General features: G+C 62.3%; 13 protein-coding genes and 1 pseudogene. 11 read left to right on the top strand and 3 right to left on the bottom strand.

Features of this window, described 5'->3' with window-relative positions:
- Nucleotides 1-148: pseudogene (locus C5N93_RS15265) on the bottom strand (allantoicase); the annotation flags it as partial.
- A gap of 115 nt (nucleotides 149-263) precedes the next feature.
- Nucleotides 264-1,592 (bottom strand): C4-dicarboxylate transporter DctA, encoded by a 1,329-nt coding sequence (locus C5N93_RS15270; protein WP_069344091.1) that lies wholly within the window; start codon nucleotides 1,590-1,592, stop codon nucleotides 264-266.
- A 495-nt stretch (nucleotides 1,593-2,087) separates the two neighbouring features.
- Between C5N93_RS15270 and C5N93_RS15275 the strand changes: the two genes are divergently transcribed.
- From C5N93_RS15275 to C5N93_RS15310, 8 genes are all read left to right on the top strand, one after another.
- Nucleotides 2,088-2,855: a glucose 1-dehydrogenase gene (locus C5N93_RS15275; protein WP_242559936.1), complete on the top strand. Its 768-nt coding sequence runs from the start codon at nucleotides 2,088-2,090 to the stop codon at nucleotides 2,853-2,855.
- Between the two features lie 2 nt (nucleotides 2,856-2,857).
- Nucleotides 2,858-4,468 (top strand): alpha,alpha-trehalase TreF, encoded by a 1,611-nt coding sequence (treF, locus tag C5N93_RS15280; protein ID WP_242559937.1) that lies wholly within the window; start codon nucleotides 2,858-2,860, stop codon nucleotides 4,466-4,468.
- Between the two features lie 190 nt (nucleotides 4,469-4,658).
- A complete protein-coding gene (locus C5N93_RS15285; RefSeq protein WP_150723150.1) occupies nucleotides 4,659-5,420 on the top strand; it encodes an FCD domain-containing protein in 762 nt (253 codons plus the stop codon).
- 195 nt (nucleotides 5,421-5,615) lie between these two features.
- Complete coding sequence (gene carA / locus C5N93_RS15290) at nucleotides 5,616-6,761, top strand: glutamine-hydrolyzing carbamoyl-phosphate synthase small subunit (RefSeq protein WP_242559938.1); 1,146 nt, start codon at nucleotides 5,616-5,618, stop codon at nucleotides 6,759-6,761.
- A gap of 45 nt (nucleotides 6,762-6,806) precedes the next feature.
- Entirely contained in the window at nucleotides 6,807-7,475 is a 669-nt protein-coding gene (leuE, locus tag C5N93_RS15295) for a leucine efflux protein LeuE (protein ID WP_069344095.1), read from the top strand.
- Nucleotides 7,476-7,493: 18 nt separating this feature from the next.
- Nucleotides 7,494-10,736: a carbamoyl-phosphate synthase large subunit gene (carB, locus tag C5N93_RS15300; RefSeq protein WP_242559939.1), complete on the top strand. Its 3,243-nt coding sequence runs from the start codon at nucleotides 7,494-7,496 to the stop codon at nucleotides 10,734-10,736.
- Between the two features lie 316 nt (nucleotides 10,737-11,052).
- Nucleotides 11,053-11,529, top strand: a complete 477-nt coding sequence (gene greA / locus C5N93_RS15305; RefSeq protein ID WP_069344097.1) for a transcription elongation factor GreA — start codon at nucleotides 11,053-11,055, stop codon at nucleotides 11,527-11,529.
- Nucleotides 11,513-12,028, top strand: coding sequence for a DUF4149 domain-containing protein (locus C5N93_RS15310; protein ID WP_242559940.1), 516 nt, complete (start codon nucleotides 11,513-11,515; stop codon nucleotides 12,026-12,028). The genes greA and C5N93_RS15310 overlap by 17 nt, the downstream gene beginning before the upstream one ends.
- 194 nt (nucleotides 12,029-12,222) lie before the next feature.
- On the opposite strand, the gene yhbY is transcribed toward C5N93_RS15310, so the two are convergent.
- Nucleotides 12,223-12,723 carry a ribosome assembly RNA-binding protein YhbY gene (yhbY, locus tag C5N93_RS15315; protein WP_242559941.1) on the bottom strand — a complete coding sequence of 167 codons (501 nt, stop codon included), beginning with the start codon at nucleotides 12,721-12,723 and terminating at the stop codon, nucleotides 12,223-12,225.
- A 139-nt stretch (nucleotides 12,724-12,862) separates the two neighbouring features.
- Between yhbY and C5N93_RS15320 the strand changes: the two genes are divergently transcribed.
- The 3 genes from C5N93_RS15320 (at nucleotide 12,863) to folP (ending at nucleotide 16,754) form a co-directional block, all read left to right on the top strand.
- On the top strand, nucleotides 12,863-13,513 hold the full coding sequence (locus C5N93_RS15320; RefSeq protein WP_069344100.1) for an RlmE family RNA methyltransferase: 651 nt from the start codon (nucleotides 12,863-12,865) through the stop codon (nucleotides 13,511-13,513).
- 119 nt (nucleotides 13,514-13,632) lie between these two features.
- Nucleotides 13,633-15,507 carry an ATP-dependent zinc metalloprotease FtsH gene (ftsH, locus tag C5N93_RS15325; RefSeq protein WP_069344101.1) on the top strand — a complete coding sequence of 625 codons (1,875 nt, stop codon included), beginning with the start codon at nucleotides 13,633-13,635 and terminating at the stop codon, nucleotides 15,505-15,507.
- A 467-nt stretch (nucleotides 15,508-15,974) separates the two neighbouring features.
- Nucleotides 15,975-16,754, top strand: a complete 780-nt coding sequence (gene folP, locus C5N93_RS15330) for a dihydropteroate synthase (protein WP_242560420.1) — start codon at nucleotides 15,975-15,977, stop codon at nucleotides 16,752-16,754.
- Nucleotides 16,755-16,872: the final 118 nt, after the last annotated feature.

Here is a 16,872-nt window from a genome sequence, read left to right on the forward strand (position 1 = left end):
CGGCCGGCTCAGGGTTGAGCATGCGCTCTTTGGCCGCAAAGAATTCGTCGCTGGCGACCAGCGCCTGTGCACCCAGACGCGGATCGGCCAGGTTGACGTAACGGCGCACGAATTCCGGTGCGTTCGGGTCTTGCGGGGCGAGGGCCATGTTGCGTTTGACTCCAGATAAAGGCGCCGACGCCGTCATACGCGGCGTCGACTGGAAAGGCTTGTTTGTGCCACGAGGATCACGATTTCTCTCGTGATCCTCTCTGTTTTGCGATTCAGCGCGTCAGTGCCGCATTGGCAGGGGCCGCACCTTCGATGGCTTCGTCGGATGTCGCGACCGGTTCGTACGGCAGTACACCGTTGAGCACTTTGTGCGCTCGGGCAAAGTCGACGTCTTTTTCCCACGCGGCCACGACGAGCGTCGCCACACAGTTACCCAGCAGGTTCGTGATGGCTCGCGCGATCCCGACGAACCAGTCGACCGGCAGAATCAGCACAAGACCGATCACGGGGATGGCCGGAATGGCCGCGAGCGTCGCCGCGAGGATAACGATGGCCGATCCCGGAATGCCGTGCGCACCCTTGGACGTGAGCAGCGAGACAAGCACCACCAAGATCAGGTCGTGCATGGACAACGGGGTATTGGTCGCCTGCGCAATGAAGATGACCGCCAGCGTCAGATAGATGGAGAAACCATCGAGGTTGAAGGAGTAGCCCGTCGGTACGACGAGACCGACCGTCGATTTCTTGATCCCCATCCACTCCAGCTTGCGCATGATCGCGGGCAACACGGCGTCGGACGACGCCGTACCCAGCACGATCGACAATTCTTCGCGGAAGTATTTGATGAACTTGAAGATGTTGAAGCCCGCAAGCCGCAACACGCCACCCAGCACGACTGTGACGAAGACGAAGCAGCTCAGATAGAACACGAGGACCAGCAAGCCCAGTTGTTTGAGCGACGACGCACCGTATTTGCCCGTGGTGAATGCCACAGCCCCCAGCACGCCCAACGGTGCGAGCCGGATGATGAACGCCATCACGCGGAAGAAGACGTGACTCAGGTCTTCGATGAAACGCGCTACCGGCCGCCCCCGCTCACCCAACGCCGCCAACGCGCATCCGAACATGACGGAGAACACGAGAATTTGCAGGATGTCGCCCTTGGCGAACGCATCGGTAATGGTGTCGGGAATGATCTTCAGCAGGAAGCCAGCCGTGTCTTTCAGGCTCTTGGCGTTTTCGGCATAAGCCGCCATCGAACTGGCGTCGAGACTGCGGATGTCGATGTTCATGCCCGCACCCGGACGCGTCACCCACGCCAGCACGGCACCGATCACCAGCGCGAAGGTGGTGATGATCTCGAAGTAAAGAATGGCCTTGATACCCACACGGCCAACTTTGCGCAGATCGCCCGCGCTGGCCATGCCGCTTACGACCACACAGAAAACGATCGGGCCGATCACCATCTTGATGAGCTTCAGAAAGCCATCGCCCAACGGACGCAATGACTCTCCCAACTGCGGAAACCAAATGCCAAGCGCTACACCCACTATCAACGCAATGACGACTCGGCCAAACAACGAACGAAACAGCTTGGGCATGGTTTGTCTCCTCTGCCTGCGCAAATCACTCTCTCGGATTTCGCGATCTCTAAATCGAATGGACGGCTCTCGGGGGCTGATTCTGTACGGCGGTACGGCAAAACTGCGACCTTGCAAGGCAACGGCATTCAGTTGCCAACACCCGTATCGGACAGTGTATGCGGACAAGTCATACCGGTCTGACCAGTGGTGTTATGGGGAATATTAGAAAGCCAATATAGTCCGGTCAAGATTTGTCTTTTGAGGGGAATCCCTAGGGTGACGAGATCTCTTGTCAGGCGCCGCGAGCTTCGGAGGATTCGTGCGGAAGTCCTTGTTTTACTAGGTGAATCCACTGAAATTCGTGTGAACTTCGCTTTCCTGCCCGGGGTCGCATTGGCATTGGGTGCCTTGTGGCGTGCGTCGGCATGACCGTCAAATTGAGGACGGAAATGAACGCTGTGACGCCGCGCAAGGCCCCCGAATCCGCCAATGCTTGTTTATCAGGGAGGCGTCATGCGAATGAAGGACACGGTGGTACTTGTCACCGGCAGTGCTCAAGGAATCGGACGTGCCATTGCCATCCGCCTCGCGCAGGAGGGGGCGCGCATCGTGGTGGAAGACCGGCTCGATAACGCAATGGCCGAACAGACACTTGACGCCGTTCGGGCCGCCGGCAGCGACGGTTGTGTCATCGCCGGAGATGTCGGGCGTGTTGCTGATGACCGCGCGGTCGTCGAGCAGGCGGTCGCGCAAATGGGGCGCGTCGATGTGCTCGTCAATAACGCGGGTGTGGAACGCCGCGCATCATTTCTCGATGTGACGGAGGCCGATTACGACCTGGTCATGAACGTCAATCTGAAAGGGGCGTTCTTTCTCACGCAAGCCTTCGTGCAACACCTGCGCGATACGAAGCGCGGTGGCCGGATCGTGAACGTCAGTTCGGTCCATGAGGAGTTGCCGTTTCCTCATTTCACGAGCTACTGCGCGAGCAAAGGCGGCATGAAGATGATGATGCGCAATCTCGCCATCGAACTCGCACCGCTCGGCATTACGGTGAATAACGTCGCCCCCGGGGCCGTAGGGACGCCGATCAATCAGCAACTGCTGGCGAACAAGGCTCAACTCGATGCGCTGGTCGCAAATATCCCGCTCGCACGTCTTGCCGATCCCAGCGAAGTTGCCAACGCCGTGCTGTTTCTCGCGTCGCCGGAAGCGAGCTATGTGACGGGGACGACGCTGTTCGTCGATGGCGGCCTGCTGTGGAACTACGCGGAGCAATGACCATGACGGACACGGCGCAACGCACACTTGCCTCCGGCGGTATGACGCCCGACGTCGCGCACTCGGCGCCCGCCGACGTCATGACCCCGGATGACCGTTATCGCGAACTGTTCGTCGCAGTGCAGTCGCAACGCGTCTTTCCCGACAGCAAGACGTTCGTGGATTGCGCGCCGCTGCTCGCTCCAGAGGAGATACTGCGCCGCTATCGTGAAGATGCCGGCAAACCCGGCTTCGATCTGTCGCGATTCGTGGCGTCTTATTTCACGCTGGAGCGTACGCCGCCAAGTCACTACGTGGCCGACCCGTCGCAAGGGCTCGTCGAGCATATCGATGGGCTGTGGGACGTGCTCACGCGCCAGCCGGAGGCGCATCCGGCCGATAGCTCGCTGTTGCCGCTGCCGCGCGCCTATGTGGTGCCCGGTGGACGCTTTCACGAACTCTATTACTGGGATTCGTATTTCACAATGCTCGGGCTGGCCCGTAGCGGTCGCCATGATCTGCTCGTAAGCATGGCCGATAACTTCTCGTTTCTGATCGACACCTACGGCCATATTCCGAACGGTAACCGCACCTATTACCTGAGCCGCTCGCAGCCGCCGATGTACGGACTGATGGTCGAGCTTTTCGAGTCGCATGGCGTGGCGCGCGCGCTGCGCTATTTGCCGCATTTGCGTCGTGAGTACGACTACTGGATGGAGGGCGAGGCATCTCTCAAACCCGGTGAGGCTCACCGTCATCTCGTGCGATTGCCCGACGGCGCGCTCCTCAATCGCTATTGGGATGAACGCGATACGCCGCGCGAGGAAGGGTACCTGGAAGACGTGACGACGGCACTCGATGCGCCGCACCGTGCTGCGGGCGAGGTCTACCGGGATTTGCGTGCGGGCGCGGCGTCCGGCTGGGACTTCAGCTCGCGATGGCTCAAGGACGCGAGCGACCTGTCGTCGATCCGTACGACCGCCATTCTGCCCGTCGATCTGAACAGCTTTCTCTATGCCACGGAGCGCCACATCGCCCGGCTTTGTGAAGCCGGTGGCGATGCGGATGGGGCGCAGGCGTTTGCAAAGCGCGTACAGGCCAGGCGGGACGCCATGACCCGTCACCTCTGGTCCGATGCCGAGGGCGCTTTTCTCGATTACGACTGGAAGCTCGGCGTGCCGCGTGCGCAGGTGTCGGCGGCGCTGGCTGCACCATTGTTCGTAGGGCTCGCGTCGCCCGAGCAGGCGCATCGCTCGGCAAGCACGATGGCGACGCGTCTGCTGGCCGCCGGTGGATTGCGTACGACCGAGGCGTCGAGTCTTCAGCAATGGGATCCGCCCAACGGCTGGGCGCCGTTGCAGTGGATCGCCATTCATGGCCTGCGCAAGTACGGCGAGAACCGTCTGGCGAACGAGATCGCCCATCGCTGGCTCTCTACCGTCGGCTCGCTCTACGCCCGCGAGAGCAAGCTGGTGGAAAAGTACTCGCTTCACACCAGCGACGCGATGAGTGCCAGCGGCGGTGGGGGCGGGGAGTACCCGCTGCAGGACGGCTTCGGCTGGACCAACGGCGTGGTACGCCGTCTGCTCGGCGATCGTCCGGAGCATCATGCCCATCGGGTGAGGGCGGTTTAAGGAGTAAGTGGGCAAAGGAGGGGGGCGGAGACGGCCTGGCGGGCGTGGCGGGCCTGACGGGCAGGGTTATGGGCCTCGGCCGGTGCCCCATGTATAGGGCTTTCCCGGCGGATGACGGTGGCGTCGCGTGAGGAGAAATTTGGCGTCGTACAATGCGCAATACGCATACCCGCATTCCCTGTGAGGCCCCATGAAGCACTCGGCGCATGCCGTAACCGACGCCGCCGTCGCCACGATTCGCGAGCGCATCGAACGTCAGGTCTATCCCGCCGGCGCGATGCTGCCCTCGCAACGCCAGCTCGCCGAGGAACTGGCAATCAGCCGCGCCTCGCTGCGTGAAGCCCTGTCGACGCTCGAAGCCCTCGGCATGGTCGCCATCCGGCCCGGCAAGGGCGTCTATGTGAACGACGCATCGGCGCACATCGGCGTGGCATGGCGCTTCGCCGATCAGATTTCGCTCGCCGATACGTATCAGTTGCGCTACGCGCTCGAAGGCTTCGCGACCCGCCTCGCCGCGCTCGCCGCCAGCGCCACCGAGATCGAGTGGCTCACGGATAACGTGGAGTCGATGAGGTCCGCGCTGGTCGAGGGCGATGTCGATGCCGCCGCCCAGCTCGACTTCGCGTTCCACCTGCGCATCGTGGGTCTGGCCGGGAACGCGGCGATCGCCGATATTCTGCGCGGCAGCACCGAAATCGTGATGGAGAGCCAGCGCCTGCCGTTCTATCAGCGGGAGCTGGTGCTTTCCACCTATCATGAACATCTGGAGATCCTCGACGCCCTGCGCCGCCGCGACGGTGCCGCCGCAGGTGCCGCAATGGAGCGCCATATCGTGCTGGCGGCCCAGCGGGCGGGCATTCACTTTCCTATCCCCTCTGCGTATCCGTCTGCCGGCGGGCTTCCCCTTCGGGAGAACGCAGAGCGTACTGGTGCTCCACACGTTCAGCTTTGAGATGAACCGGAAATGCGCTATACTTTGAAGGTTTTAGTCATTTAACCCTCACCCTAGCGCCTACCCGCCTGACATCTCGTCCGCCGCCCGAGCATCCGCTGTGCGCATATTCCGCGCAATTCCGGTGCCCGCGCTGATGTCATCGCTAGCGGACGATGGGGCTGGCAGCAGGGGTGAACCCTTCAGGAGTTTCCCGTGCTGCCGTCATTCCCACCCGCCATTCTCGCGCTCGCTGACGGCACGGTCTTTCGTGGGTACGCCATCGGCGCTGCCGGTCACACCATCGGTGAAGTGGTCTTCAACACAGCCATTACCGGCTATCAGGAAATCCTCACCGACCCGAGCTATGCGCGCCAGATCGTCACGCTGACGTATCCGCACATCGGCAACACGGGCGTCAACGGTGAAGACGTCGAAGCCACGAAAGTCCATGCCGCCGGCCTGATCATCAAGGATCTGCCGATCCTCGACTCGAATTTCCGCGCCGACAAGACGCTGTCGCAGTACCTGAAGGACGAAGGCGTCGTCGCCATCGCCGGCATCGACACGCGCCGTTTGACCCGAATCCTGCGTGACAAGGGCGCCCAGAACGGCTGCATCCTCGCCGGTGAAGAAGCCGACGAAGCCAAGGCGATCGCGCTCGCGCAATCGTTCCCCGGCCTCGCCGGCATGGACCTCGCCAAGGTCGTCTCGACCACGGAAACCTACTCGTGGACGCAGACGGAATGGCGTCTGGGCGAAGGCTACGGCGAGCAGAAGGATCCGAAGTTCCACGTGGTCGCGCTCGACTACGGCGTCAAGCGCAACATCCTGCGCATGCTCGCCGAACGCGGCTGCAAGGTCACGGTGCTGCCCGCCCAAAGCTCGGCCGACGACGTGTTCGCCCTGAACCCGGACGGCGTGTTCCTCTCGAACGGCCCCGGCGACCCTGAGCCGTGCGATTACGCCATTGCCGCGACGAAGACCTTCCTCGAGCGCCGCATTCCGACCTTCGGCATCTGCCTCGGCCACCAGATCATGGGCCTGGCCGTCGGCGCGAAGACCCTCAAGATGAAGACCGGTCACCACGGTGCCAACCACCCGGTAAAGGACCTCTCGACGGGCCGCGTCGTCATCACGTCGCAGAACCACGGTTTCGCAGTGGACGCGAACAGCCTGCCGGAAAACGCACGCGTCTCGCATGTCTCGCTGTTCGACGGCACGTTGCAAGGCTTCGAACTGACGGACCGTCCGGCATTCTGCTTCCAGGGTCACCCGGAAGCGTCGCCCGGCCCGCACGACATCGGCTATCTGTTCGACCGCTTCGTGCAGTCGATGGCCGATGCGAAGCAGCCGGCGTAAGCCGTCGCACGACGAGATCAGGAAACAGGTAAGGGAACGCGCATCATGCTCGGAAACTCCATCGGCATCCTCAACCTCTGGACCTATCTGGCCGGGGTCGTGGTGGTCATTCTGCTGCCGGGACCGAACTCGCTCTACGTGCTGGCCGTTGCCGCACAGCGCGGTGTTCGTCAGGGGTATGCAGGCGCATGCGGCGTGTTCCTCGGCGACACCATCCTCATGACGCTGTCGGCGGCCGGTGTGGCGTCGTTGCTGCACGCGCAGCCGGCGCTGTTCTTCGTGGTGAAGTACCTCGGCGCTGCCTATCTCTGCTGGATGGGCCTGAACATGCTGCGCGGGGCCATCGCCAACGCACGCGCCGCGCGAGCCAATCCGGAGGCAGCGGCGCTGGCGCCGAAGCACGTCGATGCGGATCACCCGTTCAAACGAGCGTTGTTCATCAGCTTGTTGAATCCGAAAGCGATCCTGTTCTGCGTGTCGTTTTTCATCCAGTTCGTCGATCCGGGCTACGCCTATCCCGCCGTGTCGTTCGCGGTGCTGGGCGTGATCGTGCAGACGTGCAGTTTCCTGTATCTGAGCACGCTGATCCTGGCCGGTTACCGCCTGGCCGAGCACTTCCGGCAACGTCGCCGGTTGAGCGCCGGGGCAACCGGCGGCGTGGGCGCGTTGTTCGTCGGCTTCGGTGTGAAGCTCGCGACCGCGACGCTGAGTTAAATTTTTGTTGAGAACGTTATGCCAAAGCGCACAGACATCAAGAGCATCCTCATCATCGGCGCCGGCCCGATCATCATCGGTCAGGCATGCGAGTTCGACTATTCCGGCGCACAGGCCTGCAAGGCGCTGCGCGAGGAAGGCTACAAGGTCATCCTGATCAACAGCAACCCTGCCACGATCATGACCGACCCGGATACGGCCGATGTGACCTACATCGAACCGATTACCTGGGAAGTCGTCGAGCGCATCATCGCCAAGGAGCGCCCGGATGCCATTCTCCCGACGATGGGCGGCCAGACCGCGCTGAACTGCGCGCTGGACCTGCATCGTCACGGCGTGCTCGACAAGTACAAGGTCGAGCTGATCGGCGCATCGCCGGAAGCCATCGACAAGGCCGAGGACCGTCAGAAGTTCAAGGACGCGATGACCAAGATCGGTCTCGGTTCGGCCAAGTCGGGTATCGCCCACTCGATGGAAGAAGCGCTCGCCGTGCAGGCGCAGATCATGGCCGATATCGGCGGCAGCGGTTACCCGATGGTGATCCGCCCGTCGTTCACGCTGGGCGGCTCGGGCGGTGGTATCGCCTACAACCGCGAAGAATTCGAAGAGATCTGCAAGCGTGGCCTCGACCTCTCGCCCACGCGCGAACTCCTCATCGAAGAGTCGCTGCTCGGCTGGAAGGAATTCGAGATGGAAGTCGTGCGCGACCGCGCCGATAACTGCATCATCGTCTGCTCGATCGAAAACCTCGACCCGATGGGCGTGCACACGGGCGACTCGATCACCGTGGCGCCCGCACAGACGCTCACGGACAAGGAATACCAGCTGCTGCGTAACGCATCGCTCGCGGTTCTGCGCGAAATCGGTGTGGAAACGGGCGGCTCGAACGTTCAGTTCTCGATCAACCCGAAAGACGGCCGCATGGTCGTCATCGAAATGAACCCGCGAGTGTCGCGTTCGTCGGCACTGGCCTCGAAGGCCACCGGCTTCCCGATCGCGAAGGTCGCGGCCAAGCTGGCCGTCGGCTATACGCTCGACGAGCTGCGTAACGAAATCACCGGTGGCGCGACGCCGGCCTCGTTCGAACCGACCATCGACTACGTCGTGACCAAGGTGCCGCGTTTCGCCTTCGAGAAGTTCCGCGAAGCCGATGCACGCCTGACCACGCAGATGAAGTCGGTCGGTGAAGTGATGGCCATGGGCCGCACGTTCCAGGAATCGTTCCAGAAGGCCATGCGCGGTCTGGAAGTCGGTGTGGACGGTCTGGACGAAAAGTCGACCGACCGCGACGAAATCGTGGCCGAAATCGGCGAGCCGGGCCCGGATCGTATCTGGTACGTGGGCGACGCGTTCCGTCTGGGCATGAGTCTGGAAGAGGTGTACGCCGAGACCGCCATCGATCCGTGGTTCCTCGCGCAGCTCGAAGCGATCGTCAAGAAAGAAAAGGCGCTCGGCGGCCGTACGCTGGAGAGCCTGACGACCGAAGAACTCCGCTTCCTCAAGCAAAGCGGCTTCTCGGATCGCCGTCTGGCCAAGCTGCTCGGCACCGATCAGACCGCCGTGCGCCGTGCACGTATCGCCCAGAAGGTGCGCCCGGTCTACAAGCGCGTGGATACCTGCGCTGCCGAATTCTCGACGAACACGGCTTACATGTACTCGACCTACGAGGAAGAGTGCGAAGCCCAGCCGACCGACAAGAAGAAGATCATGGTGCTCGGCGGCGGCCCGAACCGTATTGGTCAGGGTATCGAGTTCGACTACTGCTGCGTGCATGCGGCGTTGGCGCTGCGTGAAGACGGGTACGAGACCATCATGGTCAACTGCAACCCGGAAACCGTCTCGACGGACTACGACACGTCGGATCGTCTGTACTTCGAGCCGGTGACGCTCGAAGACGTGCTCGAAATCGTCGACCTCGAAAAGCCGGTTGGCGTGATCGTGCAATACGGCGGTCAAACGCCGCTGAAGCTCGCGCTGGACCTCGAAGCGAACGGCGTGCCCATCATCGGCACGAGCCCGGACATGATCGACGCCGCAGAAGACCGTGAGCGTTTCCAGAAGCTGCTGCAGGACCTCGGTCTGCGTCAGCCGCCGAACCGTACGGCCCGCGCGGAAGACGAAGCGCTGAAGCTGGCTGCCGAAATCGGTTACCCGCTGGTGGTGCGTCCGTCGTACGTGCTGGGTGGCCGTGCGATGGAAATCGTTCACGAGCCGCGTGATCTCGAACGCTACATGCGCGAAGCCGTCAAGGTGAGCCACGACAGCCCGGTGCTGCTCGACCGCTTCCTGGACGACGCCATCGAGTGCGACGTCGACTGTATTTCTGACGGCAAGGACGTCTACATCGGCGGCGTGATGGAGCACATCGAACAGGCAGGCGTCCACTCGGGCGACTCGGCTTGCTCGCTGCCGCCGTACTCGCTGTCGGCCGAGACGATCGCTGAACTCAAGCGTCAGACGGCCGAAATGGCCAAGGCGCTGAACGTGGTCGGTCTGATGAATGTGCAGTTCGCGATTCAGCAGGGCAACGGCGTCGACACGATTTACGTGCTGGAAGTGAATCCGCGTGCGTCGCGTACGGTGCCGTACGTCTCGAAGGCTACGGGGCGCCAGCTCGCCAAGATCGCCGCCCGTGCGATGGCCGGCCAGTCGCTCACGTCGCAAGGCGTGGACAGTGAAGTCGTGCCGCCGTACTACAGCGTCAAGGAAGCCGTGTTCCCGTTCGTGAAGTTCCCGGGCGTCGACCCGGTGCTCGGACCGGAAATGCGCTCGACGGGCGAAGTGATGGGGGTGGGCCGTACGTTCGGCGAAGCGCTCTTCAAGTCGCAACTGGCTGCCGGTTCGCGTTTGCCGGCTTCGGGCACGGTGCTGCTCACGGTGAAGGATGCCGACAAGCCGCGCGCGGTCGAAGTGGCTCGCATGCTGCATGCGCTGGGTTACCCGATCGTCGCGACGCGTGGCACGGCGGCTGCCATCGAAGCAGCCGGTATCCCGGTGCGCGTGGTCAACAAGGTGAAGGACGGCCGTCCGCACATTGTCGACATGATCAAGAACGGCGAGATCGCGCTGGTGTTCACCACCGTGGACGAAACGCGCACGGCGATCGCCGATTCGCGCTCGATCCGCATGTCGGCGCAGGCGCATAAGGTCACGTATTACACGACGATCTCGGGTGCCCGTGCCGCCGTGGAAGGCCTGAAGTATCTGCAAAACCTCGAGGTCTATGACCTTCAGGGGCTGCACGCTCAACTGCCGGCGTAATTTCACGAAGTCGACGGTAGATTGATGCGGTACGCCCGGAGCGGCCGGCTGTTACGGCGGCTCCGGGGGAAAACGCAAAATCATGGCGCGTCCGCCGGGGAACTGATCTCCGGCGGGTGCGCCAAATGCTTTAAGCATGTATGAAATGCGCTTCGTCTGTGGCACAGCGCCGCGCGGCCCGTCCTCCGGTTGGCAGCGTCGGCAACTCTGCTACACTAGCGCAACATAGGTGTCACAGCCGCGGTCGAGCGGCGTTCGCAAAAAGTGCGAATGCGGCTTAGCTGCGGCAATTTTTTTGTCTTTCGGAACAACGCGCATGAGTACCATTCCTCTGACCAAGCGAGGCGCTGAGCTGCTCAAGGATGAGCTGCACCGCCTGAAGACCGTCGAACGTCCGAACGTGATCACTGCGATTGCTGAGGCCCGTGCGCAGGGCGATCTGTCGGAAAACGCGGAGTACGACGCCGCGAAGGAAAAACAGGGTTTCATCGAAGGTCGCATCCTCGATCTCGAGTCGAAGCTCTCGGCAGCACAGATCATCGACCCGTCGGCGCTCGACGCCGAAGGTCGTGTGGTCTTTGCCGCAACCGTGGAACTCGAAGACCTCGAGAACGGCGGCACGGTGCAGTATCAGATCGTCGGCGACGACGAGGCTGACCTGGAGCACGGCAAGATTTCGGTGAGCTCGCCGATTGCCCGTGCATTGATCGGTAAGTACGCAGGCGATGTGGCCGAAGTGCAGGCCCCGAGCGGCGTGCGCGAGTACGAGATCATCGATGTCCGCTACGTCTGAAGTGACGTCTGCCGGCGGTGCGCCCCGGCTGGAACGACTGTTCCGTCTGATTGCGACCGTCTGGTGCGGAAGCCAGTGGGCGATCGGCTACATCGTCGCCCCCACGCTCTTCGCCGTGCTGGAGTCACGCATGGTTGCAGGCACGGTTGCGGGGCGGTTGTTTCATACGCAAGCCTGGATCAGTCTGGTGTGTGGCGTGCTGCTGGTTTGGCTGGCGACAGCGCTGATTTCGCGCGCGGCCGATGCGTCGGCCGCTCGCAGCTATCGCATGCTGCGCTGGCTGGCGGTGGCGATGATGGTCTGCGTGCTGATCAGTTCGTTCGGCTTGCAGCCGTTCATGGCGTCGCTGCGGGAACAGGCGGAAGCATCGGGCGTCGATATCGGCCAATCGGCTTATGCGGCGCGCTTCGGTATGCTTCACGGCATTTCCAGCGGTATCTATCTGCTGCAAAGTCTGCTCGGCATTGCGCTGATCTGGCGTCAGCCGGTGCGCGGCTAAATGCCGCACCGGGTAGCGGTAGCGGCGGCGGGTGATTAACCAGCGTCGTGACTTCGCCCAATAAAAAACGCGCCCGACAATGTCAGGGCGCGTTTTCTTGAGCGCTGGCGGATAGTGTGACATCCGCCGCCGCTCGCGACGCAGTCGTTAGACAGGCTTCGTCCAGGCTTCGACGTTACGCTGGCTATGCTGGCTCAGTCGTTACGCTGGCGCTTGACGCTGGTCTGGCGCTTCTTGGCGCGCTTGACGATGCCACCGGCAGTCATGCGTTCGTTGCCGGCAACCGTCACTTTCTTGACGGTCGGGCGACGTCCGGCATTGGTGCTGCTTTTGACGACCGTCACGGTGCGCGGTGCGCGTCCCTTGACCGTCGTGCCGGTGCTGCCGGATTTGCCGCGAACCGGCATCGGCTTTTCGTCCGGCGTCTCGCGATACAGAACGAGCAGCTTGCCGATGTGTTGCACCGGCGCTGCGCCCAACTGGTCGCAGATGGATTCGTAAATGGCCACGCGCGCGTCGCGTTCGTCGCCGAACACACGCACCTTGATCAGTTCGTGGGCCTTCAGGGCACCGTCGATTTCCTTGAGCACCGCCGGCGTCAAGCCGTCGGCGCCGATCAGAACGACGGGATTCAGCGCATGGGCGGCAGAGCGCAAGTCAGCGCGTTGCGCTGGGGTGAGGGTCAAAGCGGGCATAGAAGACAGACGAGACAAACGAGTTAGGATGCGCCCGCAAACCCGGGCCGGAGCGTCGGAAGCGACCGCCGGCCGACTAAGGGATTTTGGGCGCGCAAGGGCGTATTATCCTGCAAATTCGCAGTGTTTTTGAAGAATTATGGCAAAAAACCGTTTCAACCACGCGTGGTTGCACGATCACATCAACGATCCCTACGTCAAAATGGCGCAGCGCGAGGGCTATCGGGCCCGCGCAGCCTATAAGCTCAAGGAGATCGATGAGCAGGACCGGCTCATCAAGCCCGGCCAGGTGATCGTCGACCTGGGCTCGACGCCCGGCAGCTGGAGCCAGTACGCCCGTAACAAGCTGGCGGCGGGCAAGCGTGTCGACGGCGGTATCGACGGCACGATCATCGCGCTGGATATCCTGCCGATGGATCCGATAGCCGACGTCCACTTCCTCCAGGGCGACTTCCGGGAGGACAGCGTTCTCGAGCAGCTCGAAGAAATTGTGGCCGGGCGCAAAGTCGACCTTGTAGTTTCCGATATGGCCCCCAACTTGTCCGGTGTGGCGTCGGCCGATGCGGCGCGGATCGAGCATTTATGCGATCTGGCGCTGGATTTTGCACAGCGACACCTGAAACCGGAGGGAGCGTTACTGGTCAAATGTTTTCACGGCAGTGGCTATAGCCAGATTGTCGAAAAATTCAAACACCAGTTCAAAACCGTGGCGCCGCGCAAGCCAAAGGCGTCGCGGGACAAATCTTCCGAAACGTTCATTCTGGGTCGGGGTTTGAAAAATCCGGCTTGATGCCCGTCAAACCAGCGCACTGGCGCTATGGTGGCGGTAGAGAATCACTATAGCGGTGCGCCTGCGAGTGGATTAGAATGAATTCCTGGCGCGAAGCGATTTCATGAAGGAGCAACGCTTTGAACAATAATATGTTTTCCAAAGCGGCGGTGTGGTTAGTCATCGCGCTGGTCTTGTTTACTGTTTTTAAACAGTTCGACAAGCCGCACGTCCAGGAGGGCGTGACGTACTCCCAGTTCATGGACGATGCCAAGAACGGCAAGATCAAGAACGTGGTGGTGCAGGGGCGTAGCCTTCAGGTGACGCCCAGCGACGGCCAGAAATACACCATCGTGTCGCCCGGCGACATCTGGATGGTCGGCGATCTCATGAAGTACGGCGTTCAGGTCTCGGGTAAGGCCGATGACGAACCGAACGTGCTCATGTCCGCCCTCTACTATCTCGGACCCACGTTGCTGATCATCGGCTTCTGGTTCTACATGATGCGACAGATGCAGGGCGGGGGTAAGGGCGGTGCCTTCTCCTTCGGTAAATCCCGCGCGCGCCTCATCGACGAGAATGCCAATCCGGTCACCTTTGCCGACGTCGCGGGCTGCGACGAAGCCAAATACGAAGTCGGCGAACTGGTCGACTTCCTGAAAGATCCTCAGAAATTCCAGAAGCTGGGTGGCCGTATCCCCCGTGGTGTGCTGCTCGTCGGCCCGCCGGGAACCGGTAAGACCCTGCTCGCACGTGCTATTGCCGGCGAAGCCAAGGTGCCGTTCTTCAGCATCTCGGGTTCGGACTTCGTGGAAATGTTCGTGGGCGTGGGCGCTGCCCGTGTGCGCGACATGTTCGAAAACGCGAAGAAGCAGTCGCCGTGTATCGTGTTCATCGACGAAATCGACGCGGTCGGCCGTCATCGTGGCGCCGGTATGGGCGGCGGTAACGACGAACGCGAGCAGACGCTCAACCAGATGCTGGTCGAGATGGACGGCTTCGAAGCCAACTCGGGCGTGATCGTGATTGCCGCGACCAACCGCTCGGACGTGCTCGACAAGGCGCTGCTGCGCCCGGGCCGTTTCGATCGTCAGGTCTACGTCGGTCTGCCGGATATCCGTGGCCGCGAACAGATCCTGAAGGTGCACCTGCGTAAGGTGCCGATCGCCAACGACGTCGACGCTTCGGTGATCGCCCGCGGCACGCCGGGGATGTCCGGTGCCGATCTGGCGAACCTTGTGAACGAAGCCGCATTGTTCGCCGCGCGCCGTAACAAGCGCATCGTCGAAATGCTCGATTTCGAAGACGCGAAGGACAAGATCTTCATGGGCCCGGAGCGCAAGTCGGCAGTGATGCGCGACGAAGAGCGCCGTGCCACGGCTTACCACGAGTCGGGTCACGCGGTGGTGGCAATGCTGCTGCCGGGCGCCGATCCGGTGCACAAGGTGACGATCATCCCGCGTGGTTGGGCACTTGGCCTGACGATGCAGTTGCCGGAGCACGACAAGTACTCGGAATACCGCGACACGATGCTCACGCAGATCGCCATTCTGTTCGGCGGCCGTGCAGCGGAAGAGGTGTTCATCAACAAGATGTCGACGGGCGCATCGAACGACTTCGAGCGTGCTACCAAGCTGGCGCGTGACATGGTGACCCGCTACGGTATGTCGGATGCACTGGGCCCGATGGTCTACGTCGACACGGAACAGGATTCGATGTTCGGTCGCATGTCTTCCAAGTCGGTGTCGGAAGCGACGCAACAGAAGGTCGACACGGAAGTTCGCCGTATTCTTGACGAACAGTACGCGCTGGCCAAGAAGCTGCTGGAAGACAACCGCTCGAAGGTCGAGTCGATGACCGAAGCCCTGATGGAATGGGAAACGATCGACGGCGAGCAAATCGGCGACATCATGGAAGACCGTCCGCCGCGGCCGCCGAAGGGGGGCCCGACGAACGGCGGTGCTTCGGGTGGCAACCCGCCGCTCAAGCCCAGCAATACCCCGGCGACCGTCTGACGGACGCCAAGGCAGCCGAGAGGCTGCCACCCAGAAAGGCCGGCATCTTGCCGGCCTTTTTGCTTTCTGGCCTGACTCCGGGGCGATGAGGCGCGACCGGGACGCTCAAGGTCGGCGCTCAGGTCCTGCAATCCATCTCGTTCACGACCGTGAATTTCCGTGTTACGGAGTGTTTCCGTGGTCGATGTGACAGTCGATTCCGGTAACATTACGGCCATAAAGGCGTCCGTTGCCGCGGACGCGTCGCGCCCGGACCGGCTTACCCGTTCGGGCCGCCATATGGGTCTTACTGAGCTACGAGCTTTCGAATGTCCACCGAGCAGTCGCAATCCCTTCCTCCTTCCGCCCCCGGCGCCGCACCGGCAGACGACATCGTCTTGCCGGCGGGCGCTGCCGGCGTTGCCGCACCGCCCGATACCTGGGCGCTCGGTCCCCGCTTTACGCTGGATGCCCGTCGGGTACACGTCATGGGCATTCTGAATGTGACGCCCGACTCTTTTTCCGACGGCGGGAAGTACGTTGCGCGTGACGAGGCGCTGCGCCATGCCGAGCAACTGATTGCCGACGGCGCAGACATTCTCGATATCGGCGGCGAATCGACCCGCCCGGGCGCGGAAGCGCTGCCGGAGGATGCTGAACTGGAGCGCGTCGTCCCTATCGTTGAAGCGCTGCGCGATTGCGGCGTGCCGCTCTCCGTCGACACCTACAAGCCCGGTGTGATGCGCGCTGTGCTGGCTGCCGGGGCCGACATGATCAACGACATCTGGGGCTTCCAGCAGCCGGGCGCGATCGATGCCGTGCGCGAGAGCGACGCCGCCCTGTGCATCATGCACATGCTGAACGACCCGAAGACGATGCAGCGCGCGCCGATCTATACGGACGTCGTCACCGAAGTCGCCGCCTTCCTCGATGGTCGTGTAGACGCGCTGCTCGCCGCAGGTGTTGCGCCGTCGCGTCTGTATCTCGATCCGGGATTCGGCTTTGGCAAGAATCTCGCTCATAATCTCGCCTTGCTCAAACACCTGCGGGTGCTGTCGCGCGATGGGCTGCCGCTGCTCGTTGGCATGTCGCGAAAGCGCATGCTTGGCGAAATCACGGGACGCCAGACGCCGCAGGAGCGCCAGGTGGCAAGTGTGGCGGCTGCGATCTGCGCCGCTCAGCGCGGTGCGGCCATCGTACGGGTGCACGACGTCGCCGAGACGGTCGATGCGCTCAAGGTCTGGCAGGCCGTGCGGGACGCCGAGTAAGGCGTCCGCGGCCGATCAAGGCGATCAAGGCAGTCTAGGCGGTGAATACGGCTCTGCGGCGACTGCGGCTAGCTCGTCTAAAGGCAGACGAAAGCAGCACCAAGGCACACAAAGCACG

The organism is Pandoraea sp. LA3 (assembly GCF_022696215.1).
Taxonomy (GTDB): Bacteria; Pseudomonadota; Gammaproteobacteria; order Burkholderiales; family Burkholderiaceae; genus Pandoraea; species Pandoraea capi.

Bases quoted from the DNA above. Each gene is read 5' to 3' on its own strand.
- C5N93_RS15270 (WP_069344091.1), bottom strand. From the start codon at position 1,592: ATGCCCAAGCTGTTTCGTTCGTTGTTTGGCCGAGTCGTCATTGCGTTG.
- C5N93_RS15275 (WP_242559936.1), top strand. From the start codon at position 2,088: ATGCGAATGAAGGACACGGTGGTACTTGTCACCGGCAGTGCTCAAGGA.
- treF (WP_242559937.1), top strand. From the start codon at position 2,858: ATGACGGACACGGCGCAACGCACACTTGCCTCCGGCGGTATGACGCCC.
- C5N93_RS15285 (WP_150723150.1), top strand. From the start codon at position 4,659: ATGAAGCACTCGGCGCATGCCGTAACCGACGCCGCCGTCGCCACGATT.
- leuE (WP_069344095.1), top strand. From the start codon at position 6,807: ATGCTCGGAAACTCCATCGGCATCCTCAACCTCTGGACCTATCTGGCC.
- carB (WP_242559939.1), top strand. From the start codon at position 7,494: ATGCCAAAGCGCACAGACATCAAGAGCATCCTCATCATCGGCGCCGGC.
- greA (WP_069344097.1), top strand. From the start codon at position 11,053: ATGAGTACCATTCCTCTGACCAAGCGAGGCGCTGAGCTGCTCAAGGAT.
- C5N93_RS15310 (WP_242559940.1), top strand. From the start codon at position 11,513: ATGTCCGCTACGTCTGAAGTGACGTCTGCCGGCGGTGCGCCCCGGCTG.
- yhbY (WP_242559941.1), bottom strand. From the start codon at position 12,723: ATGCCCGCTTTGACCCTCACCCCAGCGCAACGCGCTGACTTGCGCTCT.
- C5N93_RS15320 (WP_069344100.1), top strand. From the start codon at position 12,863: ATGGCAAAAAACCGTTTCAACCACGCGTGGTTGCACGATCACATCAAC.
- folP (WP_242560420.1), top strand. From the start codon at position 15,975: ATGGGCATTCTGAATGTGACGCCCGACTCTTTTTCCGACGGCGGGAAG.